Origin of the sequence: Spirulina sp. CCY15215, from assembly GCF_016888125.1 — a bacterium.
Taxonomy (GTDB): Bacteria; Cyanobacteriota; Cyanobacteriia; order Cyanobacteriales; family Spirulinaceae; genus CCY15215.
In genome coordinates this window covers 1-20,110 of sequence record NZ_JACSWA010000620.1, presented here as the reverse complement: position 1 = coordinate 20,110, position 20,110 = coordinate 1, and the positions used below count along the sequence as shown (strand labels likewise).

Sequence of the window (20,110 nt, the reverse complement as noted above, 5' to 3'; positions counted from 1 at the left end):
TTGTTCCTCCTAACGGCGATCCCGTCATTCGTCCTGTCCCCATCAACCGCGAATTAGCCTTGCGAGTTGCCGATCGCTTCCGCAACGCCGCCATTAACACCCGTCGTCCCACCTCCTTTATTGCACCTTCTCAACAACTCTACCGTTGGCTCATCGAACCCATCGCCGCCGACCTAGAAACCTTAGAAATCCAGCATATCACTTTCCTCCTCGATACAGGACTGCGTTCCCTTCCCGTCGCCGCCCTTCACGATGGGGAAAAATTCCTCATTGAGCGCTACAGCCTCAGTTTAATGCCCAGTATGGCCTTAACCGACCTCAGTTACGCCGACGTGCGCGGAATGAGCCTCTTAGCGATGGGTGCAGAAACCTTTGCCGAGCAAAATCCCTTACCCGCAGCCGGTGCCGAAATAAATCTTCTCACTAATGAACTCTGGGAAGGAGATTCTTATCTCAATGAGGACTTTACTGTAGAGAAATTGCTCGAAGCACGCCATCAAAACTCATTTCGCATGATTCATTTGGCAACTCATGGGGAATTTAAGTCGGGAAGTCCCGATAATTCTTTCATTTATTTAGGTGAGGGAAAATTACCTTTGAGTCAAATTCGCAATTTAGGCCTGCACGATCCTCCCGTAGAATTGTTAGTATTGAGTGCTTGTCAGACAGCGTTAGGAGACTCCGAGGCCGAGTTAGGGTTTGCAGGTTTAGCGGTGATGGCGGGAGTTAAATCTGCCTTGGGAAGTTTATGGCAAGTGAGCGATTCGGGAACATTTGGACTAATGACTACTTTTTACGAACAGTTAAAAGAGGCACCAATAAAAGCCGAAGCGTTAAGGCGATCGCAATTAGCAATGATTCGCGGAGAAACAAGATTAGGAGAAGGAGAAATCGTGACCACGAGAGGCGCGATCGCTTTAACTCAAAAGTTAGAAGGAGGAGGCGATTTAAGCCATCCTTATTTTTGGAGTGCATTCACCTTAATTGGTACGCCTTGGTAATGCCAAAATCTTTGTATTTTGAATTGAATTGACAGGCGATCGCACTCCCAACCAAAGCTGCTTTTTTAAAGTTTTGCATTGCACTGTCCCCTTTTTTCTGTTGATGTGTATATTGCTTGAAAAGTCTATGGTTTTTTGTCAAGATATGGCTTAGAGCGGCGGTTTTTTGGTCAAGATTGTGTAAACCTTTTTACCTGATCAATAAAGGGCTAATGATTAGCCCTTTATCTCTTAACTATTCATTTTTAACTAGGCGATCGCTTTTAACCTAATGGTTGATTAGCTAACACTGGGTTGACGGCGCTTGCGTAAGAAAGCCAAACCGATCGCACTCAAACCGAGTAAAGTCGAGGGTTCAGGAACCGTTGCATCCTCTTCTGGTAAAGCGAAGTTACCCGCTAAAGCAACCCCATCATTAGCACACTCGAGGAAGACATGAGCCATGAAATCGCTGATTCCTCCGGGGAGAACTCCTTCTAAAGCAGACTTGTTTAAGGAAAAACCAAAAGTAGATTTGTATCCTTCTGTGTTAACACCCCCAAGGAAATTATCAAAATTTAATCCTTTCGCGGTAAGTGCTGCTTCATCTAATTGGGTAATACCCGCTAACTTCGTTCCTTCTTCTACGACATTGAGAATGCGTTGATTTGTTCCAAAATAATCCTTAACACTGGCTTTACTGGAAAGATCCGTTCCCATTGCGTTTTCATCTTGAAGGAATCCACTGTTATCGTAGTGGTTGATATGCTTGTAGCCAGAGTTATCGCGGGTAATGCCTTTGAGGGAGTCAACGGAATAAAGTCCGAACTCACCACCTTGATCGTTGGGAGCAAATTTAACCGCTAATAGACTACCTTTATATTCGTCTTTGACATCATAGACTTTTTGGCTGTCCGTGTAACTGCCGTAATCTGCGACTAAATCGGTAAAGTTTGCTTCGGGGGAAAAGTTGAAGAAAAGATCGCCCCAGCCGATTTTTCCCCCACCTGCTAAGGAATCATTATGACCATCCCACTTTGTTCCACCAGTGAAACCGACAAAAATTTGATCGTCAGTTTCCTTGATAGCCAAACCTCGAATATTGTAGTTCTCTCCTCCCGAACCATCGTTAAGGGCATCAATACCGTAGTTCCATCCGTTGTGGAGTTGTCCGGCGTTTGCAGGTGCGGAGATCGCCCCCATGAATCCTAAAGTCGCGATCGCACTCCCAACCAAAGCTGCTTTTTTAAAGTTTTTCATTGCCCTTGTCCTTTCCTTGAGTTATTTCTTGAGTTATTTCTTGAGTTAATTGTGTGCTGGTTGAGAGATGCTCTGAAATGCAATTTAGGAATTGCTCATATATTTTCAAACTATAGATTAGGAAAGCATAGTCCCAATTTTTCGTTTAATTCTGCACCCAGATTATGTTTTCAGACCGTCTCTCGACTGCGAATCTTTTGCTTTAACCTAAGTCTAACATTAGATTTCGCTGAGTTTTATTAAGATATGGTTTAGATGGGCTTCTATTTTGTAAAGATTGTGCAAAATCTTGCGATCGAAAGGAAAAATACCTGTTTATGGAGAAAAAGCCCTTGTTTTTGCTCGATCGTGCGATCGCCATAAGAATTTTCTTTCAGGGGAAAAGGAATATTATTGAAAAACTATCTTGGGTATTTCTTCACATAAACTGAAACTCTTTTGGCGATCGCTTAAATTCAAGCATTAATTTTCTTGTAAAGTTCTATGGGTAGAATGATGACGCGCACTCTTTAAAAAAGCTAAACCAATCAGACTTAAACCCAGTAAAGCACTGGGTTCTGGTGTGGTTTCTCTGTTTGGATCTACTCCTCCCTCTTCAGAGATCTCGCATTAAAAAAGTTTACTTTATGAAAATAAAAACAACCACGTAAGTAGTGTTGACTTAATGAAGTAAATGGTATTATTTGGCGCTTAAAAATCAAATCAGAAAAATGAGAATGATACGGAAAACCTCGGTTCGCGATCGCGGTCGGATGGTAAAGTAAAAAACTGCACCTCGCGAAATTCACCGAATGGCAACTCTAGCACCCCCTTCTCAACCCCTGAACTTCCCCCTCACAGCAGTGGTGGGACAAGACGCGATCAAACTGGCTTTACTGTTAGCCGCCGTCGATCCTGGATTGGGCGGAGTCGTCATTGCCGGTCGTCGAGGAACGGCTAAATCAGTGATGGCGCGGGCAATTCATGCCCTTTTGCCGCCGATAGAAGTGGTGAAAACTTCTTATTACAATGCGGCCCCTGAAGAAGAAATGGGGGAAACTGAAATTGTTGCGGCCCCCTTCGTACAAATCCCTTTAGGAGTGACGGAAGACCGCTTATTGGGGTCGGTGGATGTGGAAAAATCGGTGCAGGAAGGAGAACCCATTTTTCAGCCTGGACTTTTAGCAAAGGCACACCGAGGGGTTCTCTATATTGATGAAATTAACCTCCTCGATGACCAAATTAGCAACCAACTTTTGACGGTTTTAACAGAGGGAAAAAATCGCATTGAACGAGAAGGGATTAGTATCGAACATCCTTGCCGACCGATTCTCATTGCCACCTATAATCCTGATGAAGGGGCATTACGGGAACACCTGCGCGATCGCATTGCCATTAGTTTATCGGCGGATGGGGTTTTAGCCTTGGATAGTCGGGTGGAAGCGGTGGAAAGGGCGATCGCTTATTCCCATTCTCCTCAACTATTTATCGACCAATATAACGAAGATATTGAAAGTATTAAAACCAATATTTTACTAGCGCGAGAGTATTTAAAAGATGTTGAATTAACCGGCGAACAGATATCTTATTTGGTACAAGAAGCCCTTCGCGGGGGAGTACAAGGACATCGGGGGGAACTATTTGCTTTGCGGGTAGCTAAAGCAGTGGCGGCGTTAGAGGGACGGGAGAATGTCACCTCAGAAGACTTGCGCCGGGCGGTAGAATTGGTAATTGTGCCGCGATCGTCCTTTATTCCACCACCAGAAGACGACCAACAAGCACCCCCTCCTCCTCCCCCTCCTCCCCAAGATGAGGATGGGGGAGAAGAGGAAGATGAGGAAGAGAGGGAAGATGAAGAAGAAAAGCAGGAAGAACAACAAGAACCCCCACAAATTCCCGAGGAGTTTATTTTCGATCCTGAAGGGGTAATTCTCGATCCGAGTGTCTTGTATTTCGCACAGATGGCGCAACGACAGGGAAATACGGGGGCGCGGAGTTTGATTTTTTCCGACGATCGCGGGCGCTATATTAAGCCCATGCTACCGAAGGGGAAGGTGATGCGGGTAGCGGTGGATGCGACTTTACGGGCGGCGGCACCCTATCAAAAATCCCGGCGGTTGCGCTATCCTAACCGGAAAGTGATTGTAGAACAGGGAGACTTGCGATCGAAGCGGTTGGCGAGAAAGGCGGGGGCGTTAATTATCTTTGTGGTGGATGCGTCGGGATCGATGGCATTAAACCGGATGCAGTCGGCGAAAGGGGCGGTGATGCGTTTATTAACCGAGGCTTATGAAAACCGCGATCAAGTGGCGTTAATTCCTTTTCGTGGGGAAAAAGCAGAGATCTTTTTACCCCCAACGCGATCGATTACTTTGGCGAAAAGTCGTTTGGAAAAGTTACCCTGTGGGGGAGGATCTCCTTTAGCACATGGATTATCTCAAGCGGTTCATGTGGGGATGAATGCAAAGATGTCGGGAGATATAGGACAAGTGGTTATTGTTGCCATTACCGACGGGCGAGGTAATATTTCTTTGGCGCGATCGCTGGGGGAAACTTTACCGGAGGGAGAAAAGCCGGATATTAAAGGGGAACTTTTAAGTATTGCTGGGCGCATTCGTTCTATTGGCTTTAAACTGTTAGTAATTGACACGGAAAGTAAGTTCGTGTCTACGGGGTTTGGCCGGGAAATTGCTAAGAATGCTGGCGGGAAATACTATCAACTTCCCAAGGCCACGGATAAGGCGATCGCCATGATGGCGAAAGGTGCAATTTCTGAGTTAAAATAGTGACTCATTGATAGTTAGCAGTTCGACCAAGAGAAGGATTAGGGTAAGGGCGATCGCCCTTACCCGCCGGAGAATCCTTGCTATTTTAGTGAAAAAAGACTTATAAAGACTTATTAGGATTAATGCGATCGATGATAGTCTAGTAGACTGAGTGCGGGCTAAAATGGTAGGAGCAACGGATTTTCTGGCCAAAACGCGATCGCGTTTTGGCTGTGGTCGAGAAATATGTTAAAGCATAAGGAACAAATATCTGATTTAGAGAACATTATGAACGAATCCTACGAGATATCCATTCGCGATCGCGCGACAGGAAAAGAATATAATGCTAGAGTGCCAAGCGATCGCTACATTCTGCAAAGTCTGGAAGACCAACAAATAGAGCTTCCTTTTTCCTGTCGCAATGGTGCCTGTACCGCTTGTGCGGTGCGGGTTCTTTCCGGAGACATCAACCAACCAGAAGCGATCGGACTCTCCCCAGAACTGAAAAAAAAGGGGTATGCGCTATTATGCGTCGGGTATGCGCGATCGGATATTCGCGTAGAAACTCAAGACGAAGATGAAGTTTACGAACTCCAATTTGGACAATATTTTGCCAGGGGACGAGTCCGCTTTGGTTTCCCCCTAGACGAAGATTAATAACCAACTCCCAACTCCCCAACTATCCACTATCCACTATCCACTATCAACTCCTAAAACCCATGCAGTCAACTTCCGCCGAACAACTGCAAATTATCCTTGATATTGCCACAGAAGCCGCCCTTGCTGCTGGGGCAATTTTGCGAGACTGTTGGGGTAAAATCGAGTCCGTTGAAGAAAAAGGACGACCAGGCGATCTCGTCACCGAAGTTGACAAAAAATCAGAAGCCGTTATTCTCAAAATTCTCACTCGCCATTTTCCCGATCATCCAATCCTAGCAGAAGAATCGGGACGCATGGGGGGCGATCGAGAACAATATTTGTGGGCGATCGATCCCCTCGATGGGACGACAAATTATGCCCACGGTTATCCCGCTTCTTCCGTTTCCATTGGTTTATTAATTGATAATATTCCTCACATTGGTGTAATCTACGATCCCGTCCGCGATCGCCTTTACCAAGCCGCCAAAGGCCTCGGTGCAACCTGCAACCGCCGTCCCATCCAAGTCTCCTCCACGACTGATTTACGTCACAGTCTCCTCGTGACGGGTTTCGCTTATGATCGCCACGAAACGACAGATAATAACTACGCCGAGTTTTGCTATTTAACCCATTTAAGCCAAGGCGTTCGTCGAGGAGGGTCAGCAGCTTTAGATTTAGCCCTCGTCGCTGGCGGTCACTTGGATGGGTATTGGGAACGAGGTCTGAAACCTTGGGATATTGTGGCTGGCATTGTTCTGGTAGAAGAAGCAGGAGGCCGAGTCACAGCCTATGATCAGAGTCCTTTCGATCTCCAATCCGGTCGCATCTTAGCCACCAACAGCCAGATTCATTCTGCCCTATCGCGATCGCTCTTAGCAACGCCTCCCATTAGCGTTTGGTCTAATTTGGCAGAAATGCAAAAATTGACATGAAGAAAGTATTTTCCAGTAGAGAAAAAAATAGAGATAATAAGAGTAAACCTCTAAAAATTCAGAACAGATAGGACGCACGAACGGGCAAGATGCCCGCACTACCCTAAAGATAGAATACGGTAGTGGGAGCGTCTCGCTCCTTAACCATTTCAGTCCTAATACACAATAACTGCAACTAATTCTATTCCCTATCGAGAAAATTATGCCTTTTAACATTCAACGCGGACTTTTTAAATATGACATCACCGATCACTATGCCATTTTAGGTATTCCTGTGAATACCGAGGCCAAAGCGATTCGTAAACAGTATCTCAAACTTGCCCACAGCCTCCACCCCGACAAACTAAGAGATGCCAGCGATCGCGATCGCAAACAAGCCAATGAGATATTATCCAAGTTAGTTAATCCCGCCTACGAAGCCCTACAGGAAAAAGCCAAGAACCGCACAGAATATCATATCGTCCTGGAACAGACAGGCAAGCGTTTAGCCGCCGAAGGATTACCCAGCCTAGAAACTGAGGGGGCCAAAAAATTGGCTCAAGCAGGTAGCAGCGATGTTGATGCAGCCTATAAGCGAGAGATATCCAACTTAGCCTCAAATCAGTATCAGGCGATCGGTAAAGTTCTAGAAAACATCGCCGCCCTGAGCGAATTAAATCTAGTTTACCTGATGCGGAAAGAAGGACAAGGGGTGAGAAAATCTGCATCGAGTCAGACAGCAGCTAAACCCTCTTCCCCCACACAAGGACAAGCACAAAAACCAAGTAACCCTGATGAAACCGTCCCCCAAAGTTCCCCCGTCGATCCCTACACTCGTCGGGCGCGAGAATATCTTGAAAAAGGCAATTATGCTAAATCAATCTTAGAATTGCGGGACGGTCTCAAACTCGATCCCAAAAATAGCGCTTGTCATAGTTTAATGGGATTGGCCTATTTAAAACAAAATCAGGTCAGCATGGCGAAAGTACATATTATGAAAGCCCTGCAATACAATCCCAAAGATGAACTCGGACTCAAAGGCAAAGCTGCCCTCGATCGCCTGGCTGGAAAAACTGGTGCTAAACAACAAAGTACATCAACAGCAAAGGGAAAATCCAGCAAGCCTGATAATAAATCGGGGGGAATGTTCGGGTTATTTGGAGGGAAGAAAAAGTAATTAACAATAACATGATCCACCAACCGCCAGCCGGAACTCGAGATTTACTGCCCCTTGACGTGGCACAAAAACGCTGGATCGCCGATCGCCTGCGCCAAGTTTTCCATCAGTGGGGCTATCAGCGCATTATTACCTCCACCTTAGAACGGATGGATGCACTCACGGCGGGAGGGGCGATCGATCCCGACACGGTGATTCAAATTGAAGACACTTCCGAGGGTCGGTTGGGGTTACGACCGGAATTGACGGCCTCGATCGCCCGGGCTGCTGTGACTCGCATGGCGGGAAGTACTTATCCCCAACGCTTATATTACAACGCCAATGTTTTTCGCCGCTTCAAGGGGGGACACCACGGACGACAAATGGAATTCTATCAAACTGGGGTAGAACTATTACACGCCGCCGGAAGTTTGGCAGATACGGAAATTCTCCTCTTATTGGCAGAGAGTTTGCAATCTTTGGGGATGGCAGAATGGCATATTATTTTAGGAGAAGCAGGATTAACGCGATCGCTGCTCTCGATTTTCCCTGAGTCGATACAAACAACCCTTCGCCGTTGTATTGCCAACCTCGATCGCGTCGCTTTGGAATCATTCGTACATCCAGACTTATCGGAGGGTTTGCGAGAGAAAGCCTTAATGTTATTCGACCTGCGAGGAAAGCCTGCGGATGTACTGCAAACGGTTTCAAGTTGGGATTTGGATACTCGAGGAAAAGGTATGGTTAATGAGTTAAAAAATCTCTGCGATCGCCTAGAAAAGAGTGCGACGAATCTGGCGATCGTTCTCGATCTGAGTTTAATTGAAACAATTGATTACTATACCGGCATTGTTTTTGAGGTGGTTTCCGCCCAAAATAATCAATACCGAGTCTTGGGCAAAGGCGGACGCTACGATCGCCTCCTCGAACTCTACCATCCTGAAGGGAAAAGTACCCCTGGAGTGGGTTTTGCGCTCAATTTAGAGGAGTTACACGCTTGTTTGCTTTCTAGCGAGGATTTGCCGCGATCGACCCCTGCCAGCGATTTCTTAGTCATTCCCATCAGCCCTCAAGCCGAAATTGCCGCGATCGCCCACGCTCAAACTTTGCGGAATGCAGAACCCTCCGTCAGAGTAGAATTAGATTTGGGAGGACGTTCCCCCGAAGGTATTCGCGAATATGCCCAAAATTCACGCATTTCCCGTTTAGTTTGGATCGAAGCAGATGGAACGCCAAACATTGAAATTCTAACAGACAAGACAAAATAATGCACTTAATTCTCTATGCAAAACCCGGCTGTCATTTATGTGAAGGATTGCAAGAAAAATTAGAACAATGCCTTCATCAAGAGGATTTTGCTGGGGTAGAATTGGTCGTTCGCGATATCACTACGCGAGAGGATTGGTTTGCAGCTTATGAATATGAAATTCCTGTATTAACGAAGGAAATAGAAGGGAAAGAGCAGATTTTACCCCGTCCTTCCCCTCGGACTTCCCCGCGTCAATTAGAGAAACTGTTGCGGAAATACGGATTTTAGGAAAGTTGCACATTCAGGCATTTTTCAGTCAAGATAGCCAATATAAAATAATCCGATCTTAAAACACCTGAATGTCCAAGCAACCCCTCGATATTATCCTCCTCGTCCTCGATACCCAAAGAGCCGATCGCCTATCCTGTTACGGCTATGAGAAAGAAACTTCCCCCAATTTAGATCGCCTCGCTACAGAGTCTACCCTCTTTCGCAATGCCGTCGCTGCGGCACAGTGGACAATTCCCTCCCATGCGTCCATGTTTACCGGGGTTTATCCCGATATTCATCAGATGGTGCAGTCTTATTCCGTTCTGCCTAGCACCCTCCCCACCCTAGCAGAACGGTTGCGAGAAGGAGGCTATTACACCGCCGCTTTTTGTAATAATCCCCTCGTTGGGGTGATTAATAATGGCTTGCGACGGGGCTTTTATAGCTTTTTAAACTATAGCGGACTCCTCACCGATCGCCCCAACCAAGCGGGAATTCCCGCGAACTTAATCGATCGCTATCGATCTTGGTTTAAGCGAGTCTTAGCGGGAACTTTTGGTAAAGTTCAAGATGCGTTTGCCCGTAGCGATGCCTTACTTTCTCTCTCCTTTAATCCCCTCATGGTTCCGCTTTGGCAAACAGCGTTGAGTTTTAAAGGTAATACGGCGAAATCCTTAGAGGATGCGGCAAAACTCCTCATCGATCGCCAACAAACTGAAGGGCAACCCATCTTCACTTTTATCAACCTGATGGAGGCGCATATGCCCTATCATCCCCCGCGCAGATTTGTGGAACGTTTTGCCCCTCACGTTCTCAAGGACAAGGACGCACAAGGCTATCTGCGCCAGTTTAACAGCGATGTGTACGGCTGGCTGGCTCCCCTTGCCGATCCCCTCAATGCCCGCCATAAGGAAACCCTAGATGGGATGTACGATGCAGAAGTGGCGGCACAGGATGAACAAGTAGGGCGTTTTGTAGAACAGTTGCGCGATCGCGGGGTTCTCGATAATGCCTTACTGGTTATCTGTGCAGATCACGGAGAACATTTGGGAGAAAAACGCTTACTGGGTCACACTAATGCGATTTATAACGAGTTGGCGCGAGTGCCTTTAATTGTCCGAGATGCCAGCAATGCCTTTCCTCGCAGCACTATCCGCGAGGAAGTGGTTTCCACTCGGCAATTATTCCACAGTATTCTCACCTCCGCAGGTTGCGCGACAGAAGCAGAAATGCCCCTCACCCTCGCTTTAACCGGAGAAACTCAACCTGTTTTTGCGATGGCGATCCCACCGCAAAACGTGCTTAACTTATTGATGCAGCGACAACCGGAATTAGTGCGAGAAAGGCAATGCGATCGCGCTTCTCTTGCGGTTTGGAGTCAAGAATACAAGTTATTAGCAAAAGGGGGTGAAGGCGATTTTCTCGATAGTTGCGAACTCTACAACATTGTCAGCGATCCCACGGAAACTCTAGATTTACGAGATATTATGCCGGAACAAACGGAAATGCTACAAGATTATTTAGAGGATTTTTATCAGCAAAAAAGTCCGGTTGCAGTCTGCGATCGCCCGGATAATTTCGACGATCCCCAAGTTTATCAACGTCTCAAGGATTTGGGTTATTTGGAATAACCCGATCGCCTCAATTGTATCACAAAGTTTAATTAAAAATATTGTTAAACATTGTCATTTATGGTAAAATACCCTCGTCAAACTCTCAGACTCTGTTCAGTGATTCAACAGCATAGAAGCGAGCATGAAATTAGCCGAAAGACATATCATTAAAAGAGGTCATCGGTTTTGGGATGAGATAGATGAATTATCATGGCATTCCAAAAACCTCTACAATGCGGCTAATTATCTAATCCGTCAAAACTTTATCTATGGTCATGGTTATTTGAACTATAACCGGATGGATAAATTAATGCAGAAGACGGAACAATATCGCTCTTTACCTGCCAAAGTCTCTCAACAGGTGTTACGAGGATTAGACCAGAACTGGCAATCCTTTTTTGCTGCCAATCAAGCCTACAAAGTTGAACCGGGTAAGTTTTTAGGAAAACCGAAAATTCCGAAATATAAAAATAGCCAAAAAGGGCGAAACTTATTGGTTTATACTCAACAAGCTCTGAGTAAAGTAGCTTTAAAACAAGGGAAAATCAAACTCTCAAAAACCCAGATAGAGTTGGCCAGTTCTGTCGCACAAAAAGTAGTGGAGGTGAGAATTGTTCCTCGATGTGATTGTTATATCATTGAGGTTATTTATGAGCAATCAGAACAAATATTAAACCCCAATGAATGGATAGCAAGTATTGATTTAGGTGTAGATGTTTTAATGGCTGTAACTTCTAATCAACCGGACTTTGTTCCTTCTCTTGGTGCGCATTCCCTAGGCGAGGAAACCTCGCCGGGGTCGCACCGCTTGTTGATCAACGGCAGACCCTTAAAAAGTCTGAATCAATTCTACAATAAACGCAAAGCCTTTCTCCAATCCTACCTTAAAGGAAATCGGCAAACATCTAAGAGAATAAAACGTCTGACTCGATCTCGAAATCAGAAAGTTGAAAACTACCTTCATCAAGCCAGTCGTTACTTGGTCAATCTCCTAGTTGAGAAAAACATCACCACTTTAGCGATCGGCAAAAATGAGGGTTGGAAACAAAAAAGCAATATGGGGAAAGCGAACAACCAAAAGTTTGTCGCAATTCCTTTCAACCGTCTGATTGCCATGTTGACCTATAAATGTCAATTGGTGGGGATTAGAGTTGTGATAACTGAAGAAAGTTATACCAGCCAGTCGAACTTTTTCAACTTAGATCCGCTTCCGGTTTATGGAGAAACTGTAGAAATCCCCAAGTTTACAGGAAAAAGAATCAAAAGAGGTCTTTACCGGACTCAGACCGGATTTCTCTGCCAAGCGGATATCTTAAGTTCTTATAATATCTTAAGAAAAGCATTCCCAAATGCCTTTAGGGGCTATGGGATAGAGAGGTGCGTAGTTCACCCTAGGAGAATTAATCTCTCAAAGCCGAAATGAAGGGGGTTTCTGCAATGGAATCCATGTCTTGTTTATATCTGACTATATTTTGGTTAACTATTAAACTAGAGGAAGTATTGTAATTGGGAGGGAAGGGAATTCCAACCGCAGAACAACAGTTAACTTGCTTTATCTTAAGCTATTGGGCAACTAAAATGTACTTGCCGATTTACATCATTCGTATTGATGAAAGAAGCAAAAATGTGTTTTTTCTCGCTGGAGAAGAACATGAAATTGTAATTTTTTCTAATGGCAATTGGAGGTACGTGTAATGAAGTCAACATTTGAAAATATGAGCCGACAGGAATTACGCACTTATCTATTAGAACATCGCGATAATGAAGAGGCTTTTCAAGTTTATCTCGACCGAGTAATGGCAAAACCTGGAGAAATTTATCCCGCCCCGAAAACAATTGAAGATTTGAGCAATTTTCCGCAACTTTTAGAAAAAAATCGTCGCGATCGGCAATAAAATTGTACCTATTACCCATTACCTATTCCCCAAAACAATGTACCCACCTGTCGATCCCATTCTCTTTCACCTCGGTCCTTTAACTTTGCGCTGGTATGGCATATTAATGATGAGTGCTGTTCTTATCTGTGGTTGGCTGGCCAGTCGAGAAGTTGAACGACGAGGACAAGATCCAGAAGACCTCTGGGATATGTTGCTATGGATTATTATTCCTGGATTTCTAGGGGCAAGATTGTACTATGTTTTCGTACAGTCCCCTCGGGATGGTTCTGGTATTGGTTATTATTTAGCCAATCCAGGGAAAATACTGCAAATTTGGAGCGGTGGAATACACATTTTTGGCGGCTTTATTGCAGGGACGATCGCCCTATTAATCTTCACTAGGCTGCGAAAATTACCCCCCTTAATTTTTCTCGACGCGATCGCCCTCGGACTTCCCCTAGCACAGGCGATCGGACGCTGGGGTAATTTCATCAATCAAGAACTATACGGACCCCCGACAACCCTTCCTTGGGGGCTGAGAATCGATCCGCAACATCGTATCCCCCCTTATAACGATCTGGGACAATATCCCCAAAGCGATCGCTTTCATCCCCTCTTTTTATACGAATCTCTCTGGAATTTCCTCGGTTTTGCCCTTTTATTCTGGATTTCCCGCCGTTTCGCCAAACAACTCCAACCTGGAGATATGGGTTTACTTTACTTAATTTGGTATCCCTTGGGGCGCTTTTTTATCGAATTCCTCCGCACGGATTCTTGGTTTTTTGCCGGTACGCCCTTTAATATCGTTCATATTCTCAGTTTTATCGCCGTTACGGGTAGCGCGATCGCCCTATATTTGCGCCACAAAACCGCGATCGTCAAAGAGTAACGCTTCCAACAGGGCTCGAACCTGTAACCTACCGCTTAGAAGGCGGTTGCTCTATCCAATTGAGCTATGGAAGCAAAAGTCGAAACAATTATAGCTGTAACTTGACCTTCTCAAAAATTTGAGCATTGACAGCATTGATATTGTAACGAGAACCACCAGACATGGCAACGAATCCCAAAGCGCGATCGCCTGGCAAACGACTCCCAACATTTTTCGTAAACCTAAACAAAATCTATATGTATAGGTTGTGAGTTTCCTGGGAATTTTCCTAGCCATCTTTTATCATAATCTTTTATCATTAGGAAAAAGATAAATGCGTGCAATGGAATTTTCTCCCGAACATTGGAAAAGTCATGACCAAGGTAAGAAAACACGCCTTCGACTTCTAGAATATCTCGACGACAATCCTAAAGCCAGCACTGCGGAGATCGCCCATAATCTCGGACGCAGCCCGAGACAGATCAAACGACAATTATCGCGTTTGAAAGAGGAAGGTATCTTACGCTATGACCGGAAATGGCTTATTGCTCACAATAACTCTTTCTTTATTCCTAAGTTTCTGAGGCGAGTCATGGCATTTCTGGGTCGTCCAGCCAGACGAAGACCTCGGGGACAAGGATGTTCTCCCATCCAACTTCACACCGATCGCTCTACTGCTGATGCAATGTATTTTACTTTAGACGCAGTAGACTGGATGGAATTAAGTTTAGCATTGGATTTTGGCGAACTAAAATCCCAAAAACAAAAAGCACAATTATTAAAAGGTGATGTAAAAGAAGACGAAATTTCTCGTTTTACAGAGTTACAAAAATGTCATATTAGCTATCTCAAAAAAAATAGTCCTCGTTTCAAGGTCTTATGTAAGCAAATGGAGACAATGAGTGCAGGAAAAACCATTTACATCGCTAAGACCTTGAAAACCAAGACTTTCAACAAAACAAAAACAGACTAAACAGACTAAACAGACTAATCGCTAATCGTAAAAAGGCATTTCTTCTGAGGCCGCTAAAGTACCAAAGCGATCGGCAAGAGTCGCAAAAATATCGTAGAGTTTACCTTCAGTTTCCAGGTAATTCTCGATTTGGCTATTAAAGACCTCATCCCAAATTTCTTTTAATTCTTTTGTTACCAGCAGTTCGTTGACAAGCTGCTTTTTTTCTTGTAGGGAGAGATCTTCAACAAGGGTTTTGACGCGATCGCCTTCTTGGGAAGTTCTCAATAATGTACCACCAGTAGAAATCATAACCAAACACCTCTCTTACTCTTAGTGGGGACGCAGTATTTTATATGTCATTGTTTAAAAAGGCAAGAATTCGCTCGATTTTTTTGCGAACACTCACGAAAACGATGTCCAACAAGATTTATGCCAAAGGGGATTCTACTTGAGGGGTAACTAAAATATTATCGCTGACGCGATCGGCAAGAGTCGCAAAAATATCGCCTAAATTGCCTTCCGCTTCCAAATAGTTCTCGATTTTAGTATCAAAGACTTCATCCCAAGTTTCCTCCAATTCTTTTGTACTTAGTAATTCACTCACAAGCTGTTTTTTTTCTTGGAATGAGAGGGTATTAACCAAGGTTTTAACGCGATCGCCGCCAGACAAGCCAGAGGGGGTAGAAACTTTCATCAGAATACCTCGTTTATTTTTCGGATGCGGTATTCTATATGTCATCGTCAAAAAAAGCAAGCATTTTCTCCATTTTTTTCTGAAAAACTCAATTATTGAGATTCTGAAAAACTCAATTATTGAGAGAAGAAGTCTGTTTCGTCTGGGTTTACCCGACCGAGAGAGACAAAAATAGCAAAATATGTTTTATCGTAGAGAAGGTAAGACTGTAATACCAGCTTTTATGTAAAAAACCATGAGCAACGAACAAGACCGCATCCTGATTTTCGATACTACACTCCGAGACGGCGAACAATCTCCTGGCGCGACCCTTAATGTTGAAGAAAAGCTGACCATTGCGCGATCGCTGGCAAGACTGGGTGTAGATATTATCGAAGCAGGATTTCCTCGTGCCAGTAATGGTGACTTTGAAGCGGTGCAGAAAATTGCCGACACCGTAGGCACTGAAGCGGGTCCGACGATATGCGGTCTGGCTCGAGCCAGAAAAGACGATATTGCTAGGGCAGCAGAAGCTCTCAAACCTGCTGCTAAACCTCGCATTCACACTTTTATTGCCACCTCGGATATTCATTTGCAATACAAGCTCAAAAAGACCCGTCAAGAGGTGTTAGAAATTGTTCCGGAAATGGTGGCCTATGCGAAATCTTTTGTGGATGATGTAGAATTTTCCCCAGAAGATGCCGCTCGCAGCGATCCGGAATTTATGTATCAGGTTTTGGAGAAGGCGATCGCGGCGGGTGCGACTACTGTTAATATTCCCGATACCGTCGGTTACACTACTCCAGGGGAATTTGGCGCACTCATTCGCGGCATTAAGGAAAATGTCCCCAATATTGACAGGGCAATTATTTCCGTCCACGGTCATAATGATTTGGGTTTAGCGGTGGCTAATTTCCTCGAAGCGGTGAAAAATGGGGCGCGACAGCTTGAATGTACCATTAATGGTATCGGCGAACGAGCAGGAAATGCCGCTCTGGAAGAATTGGTGATGGCTTTATACGTCCGTCGTCAATACTTTAACCCCTTCCTCGGGCGACCGGCGGAGTCTACAGCTTCTCTCACCAATATTGACACTACCCAAATTGCTAAAACTTCTCGTTTGGTGTCCAATCTTACGGGGATGTCTATACAACCCAATAAGGCGATCGTTGGTGCCAATGCTTTTGCCCATGAGTCCGGCATTCACCAAGATGGGGTACTCAAGCACAAACTCACTTATGAAATAATGGATGCTGAATCCATTGGTTTGAGTCAAAATCTGATCGTTTTGGGCAAACATTCCGGTCGTCATGCCTTCCGCGATCGCCTGGAAACCTTGGGTTTCGATCTCTCGGAAACGGAACTGAATAAAGCCTTTTTACGCTTTAAAGATGTTGCAGATAAAAAGAAAAGCATTAGCGACTTGGACATTGAGGCGATCGTTAATGATGAGATCCAAAAGGTCCCAGAGTTATATCGCCTTGAATTCGTACAGGTTTCCTGCGGCGATCGCGCTAAACCGACTGCAACGATCACCTTGCTGACTCCCGATGGACAAGAATTGAGCGATGCGGCGATCGGTACAGGTCCAGTGGATGCTGTTTATAAAGCCATTAACCGGGTCGTGAATATTCCCAATGAATTAATTGAATATTCGGTTAAATCCGTCACTGAGGGCATTGACGCAATGGGAGAAGTCACTATTCGCCTGCGCCATGAGGGACGGACTTACTCGGGTCATGCCGCCAATACTGATATTATTGTCGCCTCTGCCCGTGCCTATATTACGGCATTGAACCGCCTTTGTGCATCAATGCAGCAAAAAGATCGTATTTATCCCCAAAGCGCGATCGCAGGTTAACATCTGTAGGGACGTTGCCGGCAGCGCTTGGAGGATGCTGAGGTTTCCTCAGCTTATCCAACCAAGTAAGACAACGTCCCTACAAAATCGCAAATATTAGATTACTGCATGGCTTCTAAATAATCTCGAACGCGGTTGCGACGCTTAGGCTGACGTAATTTTTGTAAGGCTTTCGCTTCAATTTGCCGAACTCGTTCCCGAGATAATTCTAAAGCGCGACCAATTTCAGCCAAGGAATAAGGACTGCCAGTTTTTAATCCATAGCGCAATTGAATCACTTCTCGTTCCCGCGTGGTCAAATCCGAAAGCAAGTTTTGTAACTCCCGCAGTAAGGCTTCCCGCATCAAATTTTCTTCGGGAGAGGCTTCCTCGGTTTCCAATAAATCTCCCAATTCCGTATCTTTCTCCTTACCCACCTTAATTTCTAAGGAAACCGATCGCGGTACCCGCAACAAGATATCTCGCACCTGATCGGGAGTCATATCTAATTCTTTAGCAATATCCTCAGTTTTTGCCGTGCGTCCCTGTTCTTGGGAAAATTTGCGCTGTGCTTTTTTAATCTTGTTCAGTTTTTCCGTAATGTGTACTGGGAGGCGAATGGTACGGCTTTGAGTGGCGATCGCCCTCGTAATGCCCTGACGAATCCACCAATAAGCATAGGTACTGAAGCGATAACCTTTGGTGGGATCAAACTTCTCAACGGCACGTTCTAATCCCAAAGTCCCTTCTTGAATCAAATCTAACAATTCTAAACCGCGATTCTGATATTTCTTCGCTACGGATACCACCAAGCGCAAGTTGGCTTTGATCATGTGTTCTTTAGCGCGAATGCCGGACTTTTGCAGGTCTTCTAGTTCTTTGACCTGCAAATCCGCTAACATTGCCCAAGAGCATTTGCCAAGGGCGAGATCTGCCTTTAAGGTGGCAACATCTAAATCGACTATAGCTGCCCACCGTTCCCAAGAAGGGCGATGACCCAATTGGGCCGCGAGGCGATCGTGCGCTTCAATTAAAGTTACGAAGTGGTGCATGACTTTAACTTGATGGCGGTGTAACAAATAAAGCTGCCATGAAGTTTCCGTAATATTTGCTGCTAGATCGGGGCGCAAAAGCAACTTCAAAGTTAAATATAATTCTGGTTGGGTGGCTCGGGCGGACATTTCGCGGCGCAAGTCCAATAAGCCGACATAAGATTGAATGATTTGGGCTTCGGCGACCTCTTCATCGCGCTTCAAAAGAGGGACGCGACCGATTTCAGTTAAATATAAACGAACTAGATCTGTTGTGTTACGGTTGGAACGTTTGGCGGTTTCCATCGCGTCTATTCCTTCAACCTCAAATTCAACAGAGGGATCGGTGGGATTAAATTCTACCTCTGGAGAGAGGCGATCGTTTTCTCGGGACTCGACGGACAAAGATGGTGTTGACATAATAACTTCTCGCTGGCGATCGGTGAAAATCGGGGAAAGGAAAGAACTGTTTTTGTGTCAGTCCCCACGCTAACAACCGCACTCTGAATTGACCCCCCTGTAAGGGTTCGCAATAATCAATCCCCCTTATCTCTAATTGTAGATGCGTTCCCTGTCTAATTGGGTGATGCGGTACTTTGGGTGGGGTGATGTTTATCAGAAACTAAAACAATCTACGTCACTCGGAAGGGTGATTCCTGAAGGATCGAGAGAAAGTACGGATTGATTCATCGTAAATGTACAGAACAGCCACCAGTTATGGGAAGATAGGCAAAAATAAACCGAAATTCTTCATTGATAATTGATAATTGATAATTGATCATTGAATTCATCCGCGCCATTTTAAGATTCTTTCTTTGATGGGGTTCTCGAATTTGCGCCCTTCTGCTACAGCGCGAAAAAATTCGTTTTTGATTTGGTAGTACCACTTAGCTTGGGTATCGGCATCATTAATTAACATTAAAGGGGGATCGTGTTTTAAGCCGATTTGCTGCTGCACTACCACTCGGCGATCCTGATTGAGAAATGCTTTGGCGAAGGGACGTAAAAACGGAACTAAAGCGCCCAACCACGGGACATTCCAATAAGCGATAAAGTTAACTTCTGTTTCGGTTTCTGAGAGGGGTGTTACTGCCGTTAAATTGGTAATAATGGACTCTCCAGCCCTGAGTTCTTCGATGCGAATTCCTGGTAATTGAAATGATATTTCTGTTTCTGGGACTCTTCCTCCTCCCAAAAGGCGATACATAGGAGTGACAATATCTATTTTATGTCGTGCCATTGTGAATCCGTAAGGGGAGGGTACAAAAAGCCGTGCCTGTTCTTGAAAATTGCCTTCAGAACGCCACCACCATGCCTGGTGAACGAAGGGAGAGTGGGCAGGATCCATGAGTCCTACCACGGCATGATCGACAAAACAGGGGAAATGAACGGTTTCTAGGAATTGGTAGGGGCGATCGCCAAATTCAGCTACCCGAGGCACATCCATTTCTGGTTTGGGAAGGGAAAGATCGCGATCTGTCTTGCGATCGCTCATATAAATCCAAATATTACCCTGTACTTCTCTCACTAAATAGGAATTTACTCCAAACCGCTTCAGATCGAGGGTTTGTCCTTCGACTAAGGCAGGAATTTCTGTACAATTTCCCTCGCTGTCAAAACGCCAGCCGTGATAGGAGCATTCTACTTCTTTACCATCAAAACGCCCGCAACTCAAGGGAATTCCGCGATGAGGACAAATATCTCGCAGGGCAAAAACACTCCCATCTTGACGACGACCAAATAAAATAGGTTCTCCTAATAAGGTTTTTGCAAGCATTTTTCCCCGTTTGAGACGGCTTCCAGGTAGCCCGTAATACCAGATATTGCGGAGAAAAAAGTCTTTCTGTGGGGTCATGGGTAGTGGGTAGTGGGTATTCTTAGACTGGCATTGTAGACCATAATCAAGATTTTTGAGGGGTGCATCTCAGAGTTGTCAATTTACAACGTTTTCTCGAATAATTAGAACTCTAGTTTCTCGAATAATTAGAACTCTAGTTTCTCGAATAATTAGAACTCTAGTTTCTCGAATAATTAGAACTCTAGT

19 protein-coding genes and 1 tRNA gene are annotated in these 20,110 nt (G+C 45.0%); 13 read left to right on the top strand and 7 right to left on the bottom strand.

What is annotated here, in order from left to right; genetic code table 11:
* Positions 1-1,001, top strand: a 1,001-nt coding sequence (locus JUI58_RS25845) for a CHAT domain-containing protein (protein WP_204106741.1), incomplete at its 5' end; no start/stop codon positions are given.
* A gap of 279 nt (positions 1,002-1,280) precedes the next feature.
* Here the strand turns inward: JUI58_RS25845 and JUI58_RS25840 are convergent.
* Positions 1,281-2,240 carry a PEP-CTERM sorting domain-containing protein gene (locus JUI58_RS25840; protein WP_204106740.1) on the bottom strand — a complete coding sequence of 320 codons (960 nt, stop codon included), beginning with the start codon at positions 2,238-2,240 and terminating at the stop codon, positions 1,281-1,283.
* Positions 2,241-3,031: 791 nt separating this feature from the next.
* Between JUI58_RS25840 and bchD the strand changes: the two genes are divergently transcribed.
* The 10 genes from bchD (at position 3,032) to lgt (ending at position 13,588) form a co-directional block, all read left to right on the top strand.
* Positions 3,032-5,005 (top strand): magnesium chelatase ATPase subunit D, encoded by a 1,974-nt coding sequence (gene bchD, locus JUI58_RS25830; RefSeq protein ID WP_204106739.1) that lies wholly within the window; start codon positions 3,032-3,034, stop codon positions 5,003-5,005.
* A gap of 267 nt (positions 5,006-5,272) precedes the next feature.
* Positions 5,273-5,641, top strand: a complete 369-nt coding sequence (locus JUI58_RS25825; RefSeq protein ID WP_204106738.1) for a 2Fe-2S iron-sulfur cluster-binding protein — start codon at positions 5,273-5,275, stop codon at positions 5,639-5,641.
* Between the two features lie 62 nt (positions 5,642-5,703).
* Positions 5,704-6,555, top strand: coding sequence for an inositol monophosphatase family protein (locus JUI58_RS25820; protein ID WP_204106737.1), 852 nt, complete (start codon positions 5,704-5,706; stop codon positions 6,553-6,555).
* Positions 6,556-6,757: 202 nt separating this feature from the next.
* Positions 6,758-7,711, top strand: coding sequence for a DnaJ domain-containing protein (locus JUI58_RS25815; protein ID WP_204106736.1), 954 nt, complete (start codon positions 6,758-6,760; stop codon positions 7,709-7,711).
* Positions 7,712-7,722: 11 nt separating this feature from the next.
* Positions 7,723-8,958: an ATP phosphoribosyltransferase regulatory subunit gene (locus JUI58_RS25810; protein WP_204106735.1), complete on the top strand. Its 1,236-nt coding sequence runs from the start codon at positions 7,723-7,725 to the stop codon at positions 8,956-8,958.
* A complete protein-coding gene (locus tag JUI58_RS25805; protein WP_204106734.1) occupies positions 8,958-9,227 on the top strand; it encodes a glutaredoxin family protein in 270 nt (89 codons plus the stop codon). Before JUI58_RS25810 ends, JUI58_RS25805 begins: the two co-directional genes overlap by 1 nt.
* A gap of 71 nt (positions 9,228-9,298) precedes the next feature.
* Positions 9,299-10,840 carry a sulfatase gene (locus JUI58_RS25800; protein ID WP_204106733.1) on the top strand — a complete coding sequence of 514 codons (1,542 nt, stop codon included), beginning with the start codon at positions 9,299-9,301 and terminating at the stop codon, positions 10,838-10,840.
* A gap of 124 nt (positions 10,841-10,964) precedes the next feature.
* On the top strand, positions 10,965-12,245 hold the full coding sequence (locus JUI58_RS25795) for an RNA-guided endonuclease TnpB family protein (RefSeq protein ID WP_204106732.1): 1,281 nt from the start codon (positions 10,965-10,967) through the stop codon (positions 12,243-12,245).
* 271 nt (positions 12,246-12,516) lie between these two features.
* On the top strand, positions 12,517-12,717 hold the full coding sequence (locus tag JUI58_RS25790) for a hypothetical protein (RefSeq protein WP_204106731.1): 201 nt from the start codon (positions 12,517-12,519) through the stop codon (positions 12,715-12,717).
* A 37-nt stretch (positions 12,718-12,754) separates the two neighbouring features.
* Complete coding sequence (gene lgt / locus JUI58_RS25785) at positions 12,755-13,588, top strand: prolipoprotein diacylglyceryl transferase (RefSeq protein ID WP_204106730.1); 834 nt, start codon at positions 12,755-12,757, stop codon at positions 13,586-13,588.
* Here lgt and JUI58_RS25780 read toward each other — a convergent pair.
* Positions 13,589-13,662 (bottom strand) — tRNA-Arg (locus JUI58_RS25780). It lies immediately after the preceding gene.
* A 14-nt stretch (positions 13,663-13,676) separates the two neighbouring features.
* The gene (locus tag JUI58_RS25775; protein WP_204106729.1) at positions 13,677-13,817 is read right to left on the bottom strand and encodes a hypothetical protein; all 141 of its coding nucleotides are present in this window, start codon (positions 13,815-13,817) and stop codon (positions 13,677-13,679) included.
* Positions 13,818-13,901: 84 nt separating this feature from the next.
* Between JUI58_RS25775 and JUI58_RS25770 the strand changes: the two genes are divergently transcribed.
* Positions 13,902-14,540, top strand: a complete 639-nt coding sequence (locus JUI58_RS25770) for a winged helix-turn-helix domain-containing protein (protein WP_204106728.1) — start codon at positions 13,902-13,904, stop codon at positions 14,538-14,540.
* Positions 14,541-14,561: 21 nt separating this feature from the next.
* On the opposite strand, the gene JUI58_RS25765 is transcribed toward JUI58_RS25770, so the two are convergent.
* Both JUI58_RS25765 and JUI58_RS25760 read right to left on the bottom strand, forming a co-directional pair.
* Complete coding sequence (locus JUI58_RS25765) at positions 14,562-14,831, bottom strand: hypothetical protein (protein WP_204106727.1); 270 nt, start codon at positions 14,829-14,831, stop codon at positions 14,562-14,564.
* 118 nt (positions 14,832-14,949) lie between these two features.
* Positions 14,950-15,216, bottom strand: coding sequence for a hypothetical protein (locus tag JUI58_RS25760; protein WP_204106726.1), 267 nt, complete (start codon positions 15,214-15,216; stop codon positions 14,950-14,952).
* 235 nt (positions 15,217-15,451) lie between these two features.
* On the opposite strand from JUI58_RS25760, the gene JUI58_RS25755 reads away from it, so the two are divergent.
* Positions 15,452-17,056 carry a 2-isopropylmalate synthase gene (locus JUI58_RS25755; RefSeq protein WP_204106725.1) on the top strand — a complete coding sequence of 535 codons (1,605 nt, stop codon included), beginning with the start codon at positions 15,452-15,454 and terminating at the stop codon, positions 17,054-17,056.
* A 101-nt stretch (positions 17,057-17,157) separates the two neighbouring features.
* Here JUI58_RS25755 and sigC read toward each other — a convergent pair whose 3' ends face one another.
* Positions 17,158-18,486 carry an RNA polymerase sigma factor SigC gene (sigC, locus tag JUI58_RS25750; RefSeq protein WP_204106724.1) on the bottom strand — a complete coding sequence of 443 codons (1,329 nt, stop codon included), beginning with the start codon at positions 18,484-18,486 and terminating at the stop codon, positions 17,158-17,160.
* Between the two features lie 367 nt (positions 18,487-18,853).
* A complete protein-coding gene (locus JUI58_RS25745) occupies positions 18,854-19,921 on the bottom strand; it encodes an aromatic ring-hydroxylating dioxygenase subunit alpha (RefSeq protein ID WP_204106723.1) in 1,068 nt (355 codons plus the stop codon).
* Between the last annotated feature and the right edge of the window lie 189 nt (positions 19,922-20,110).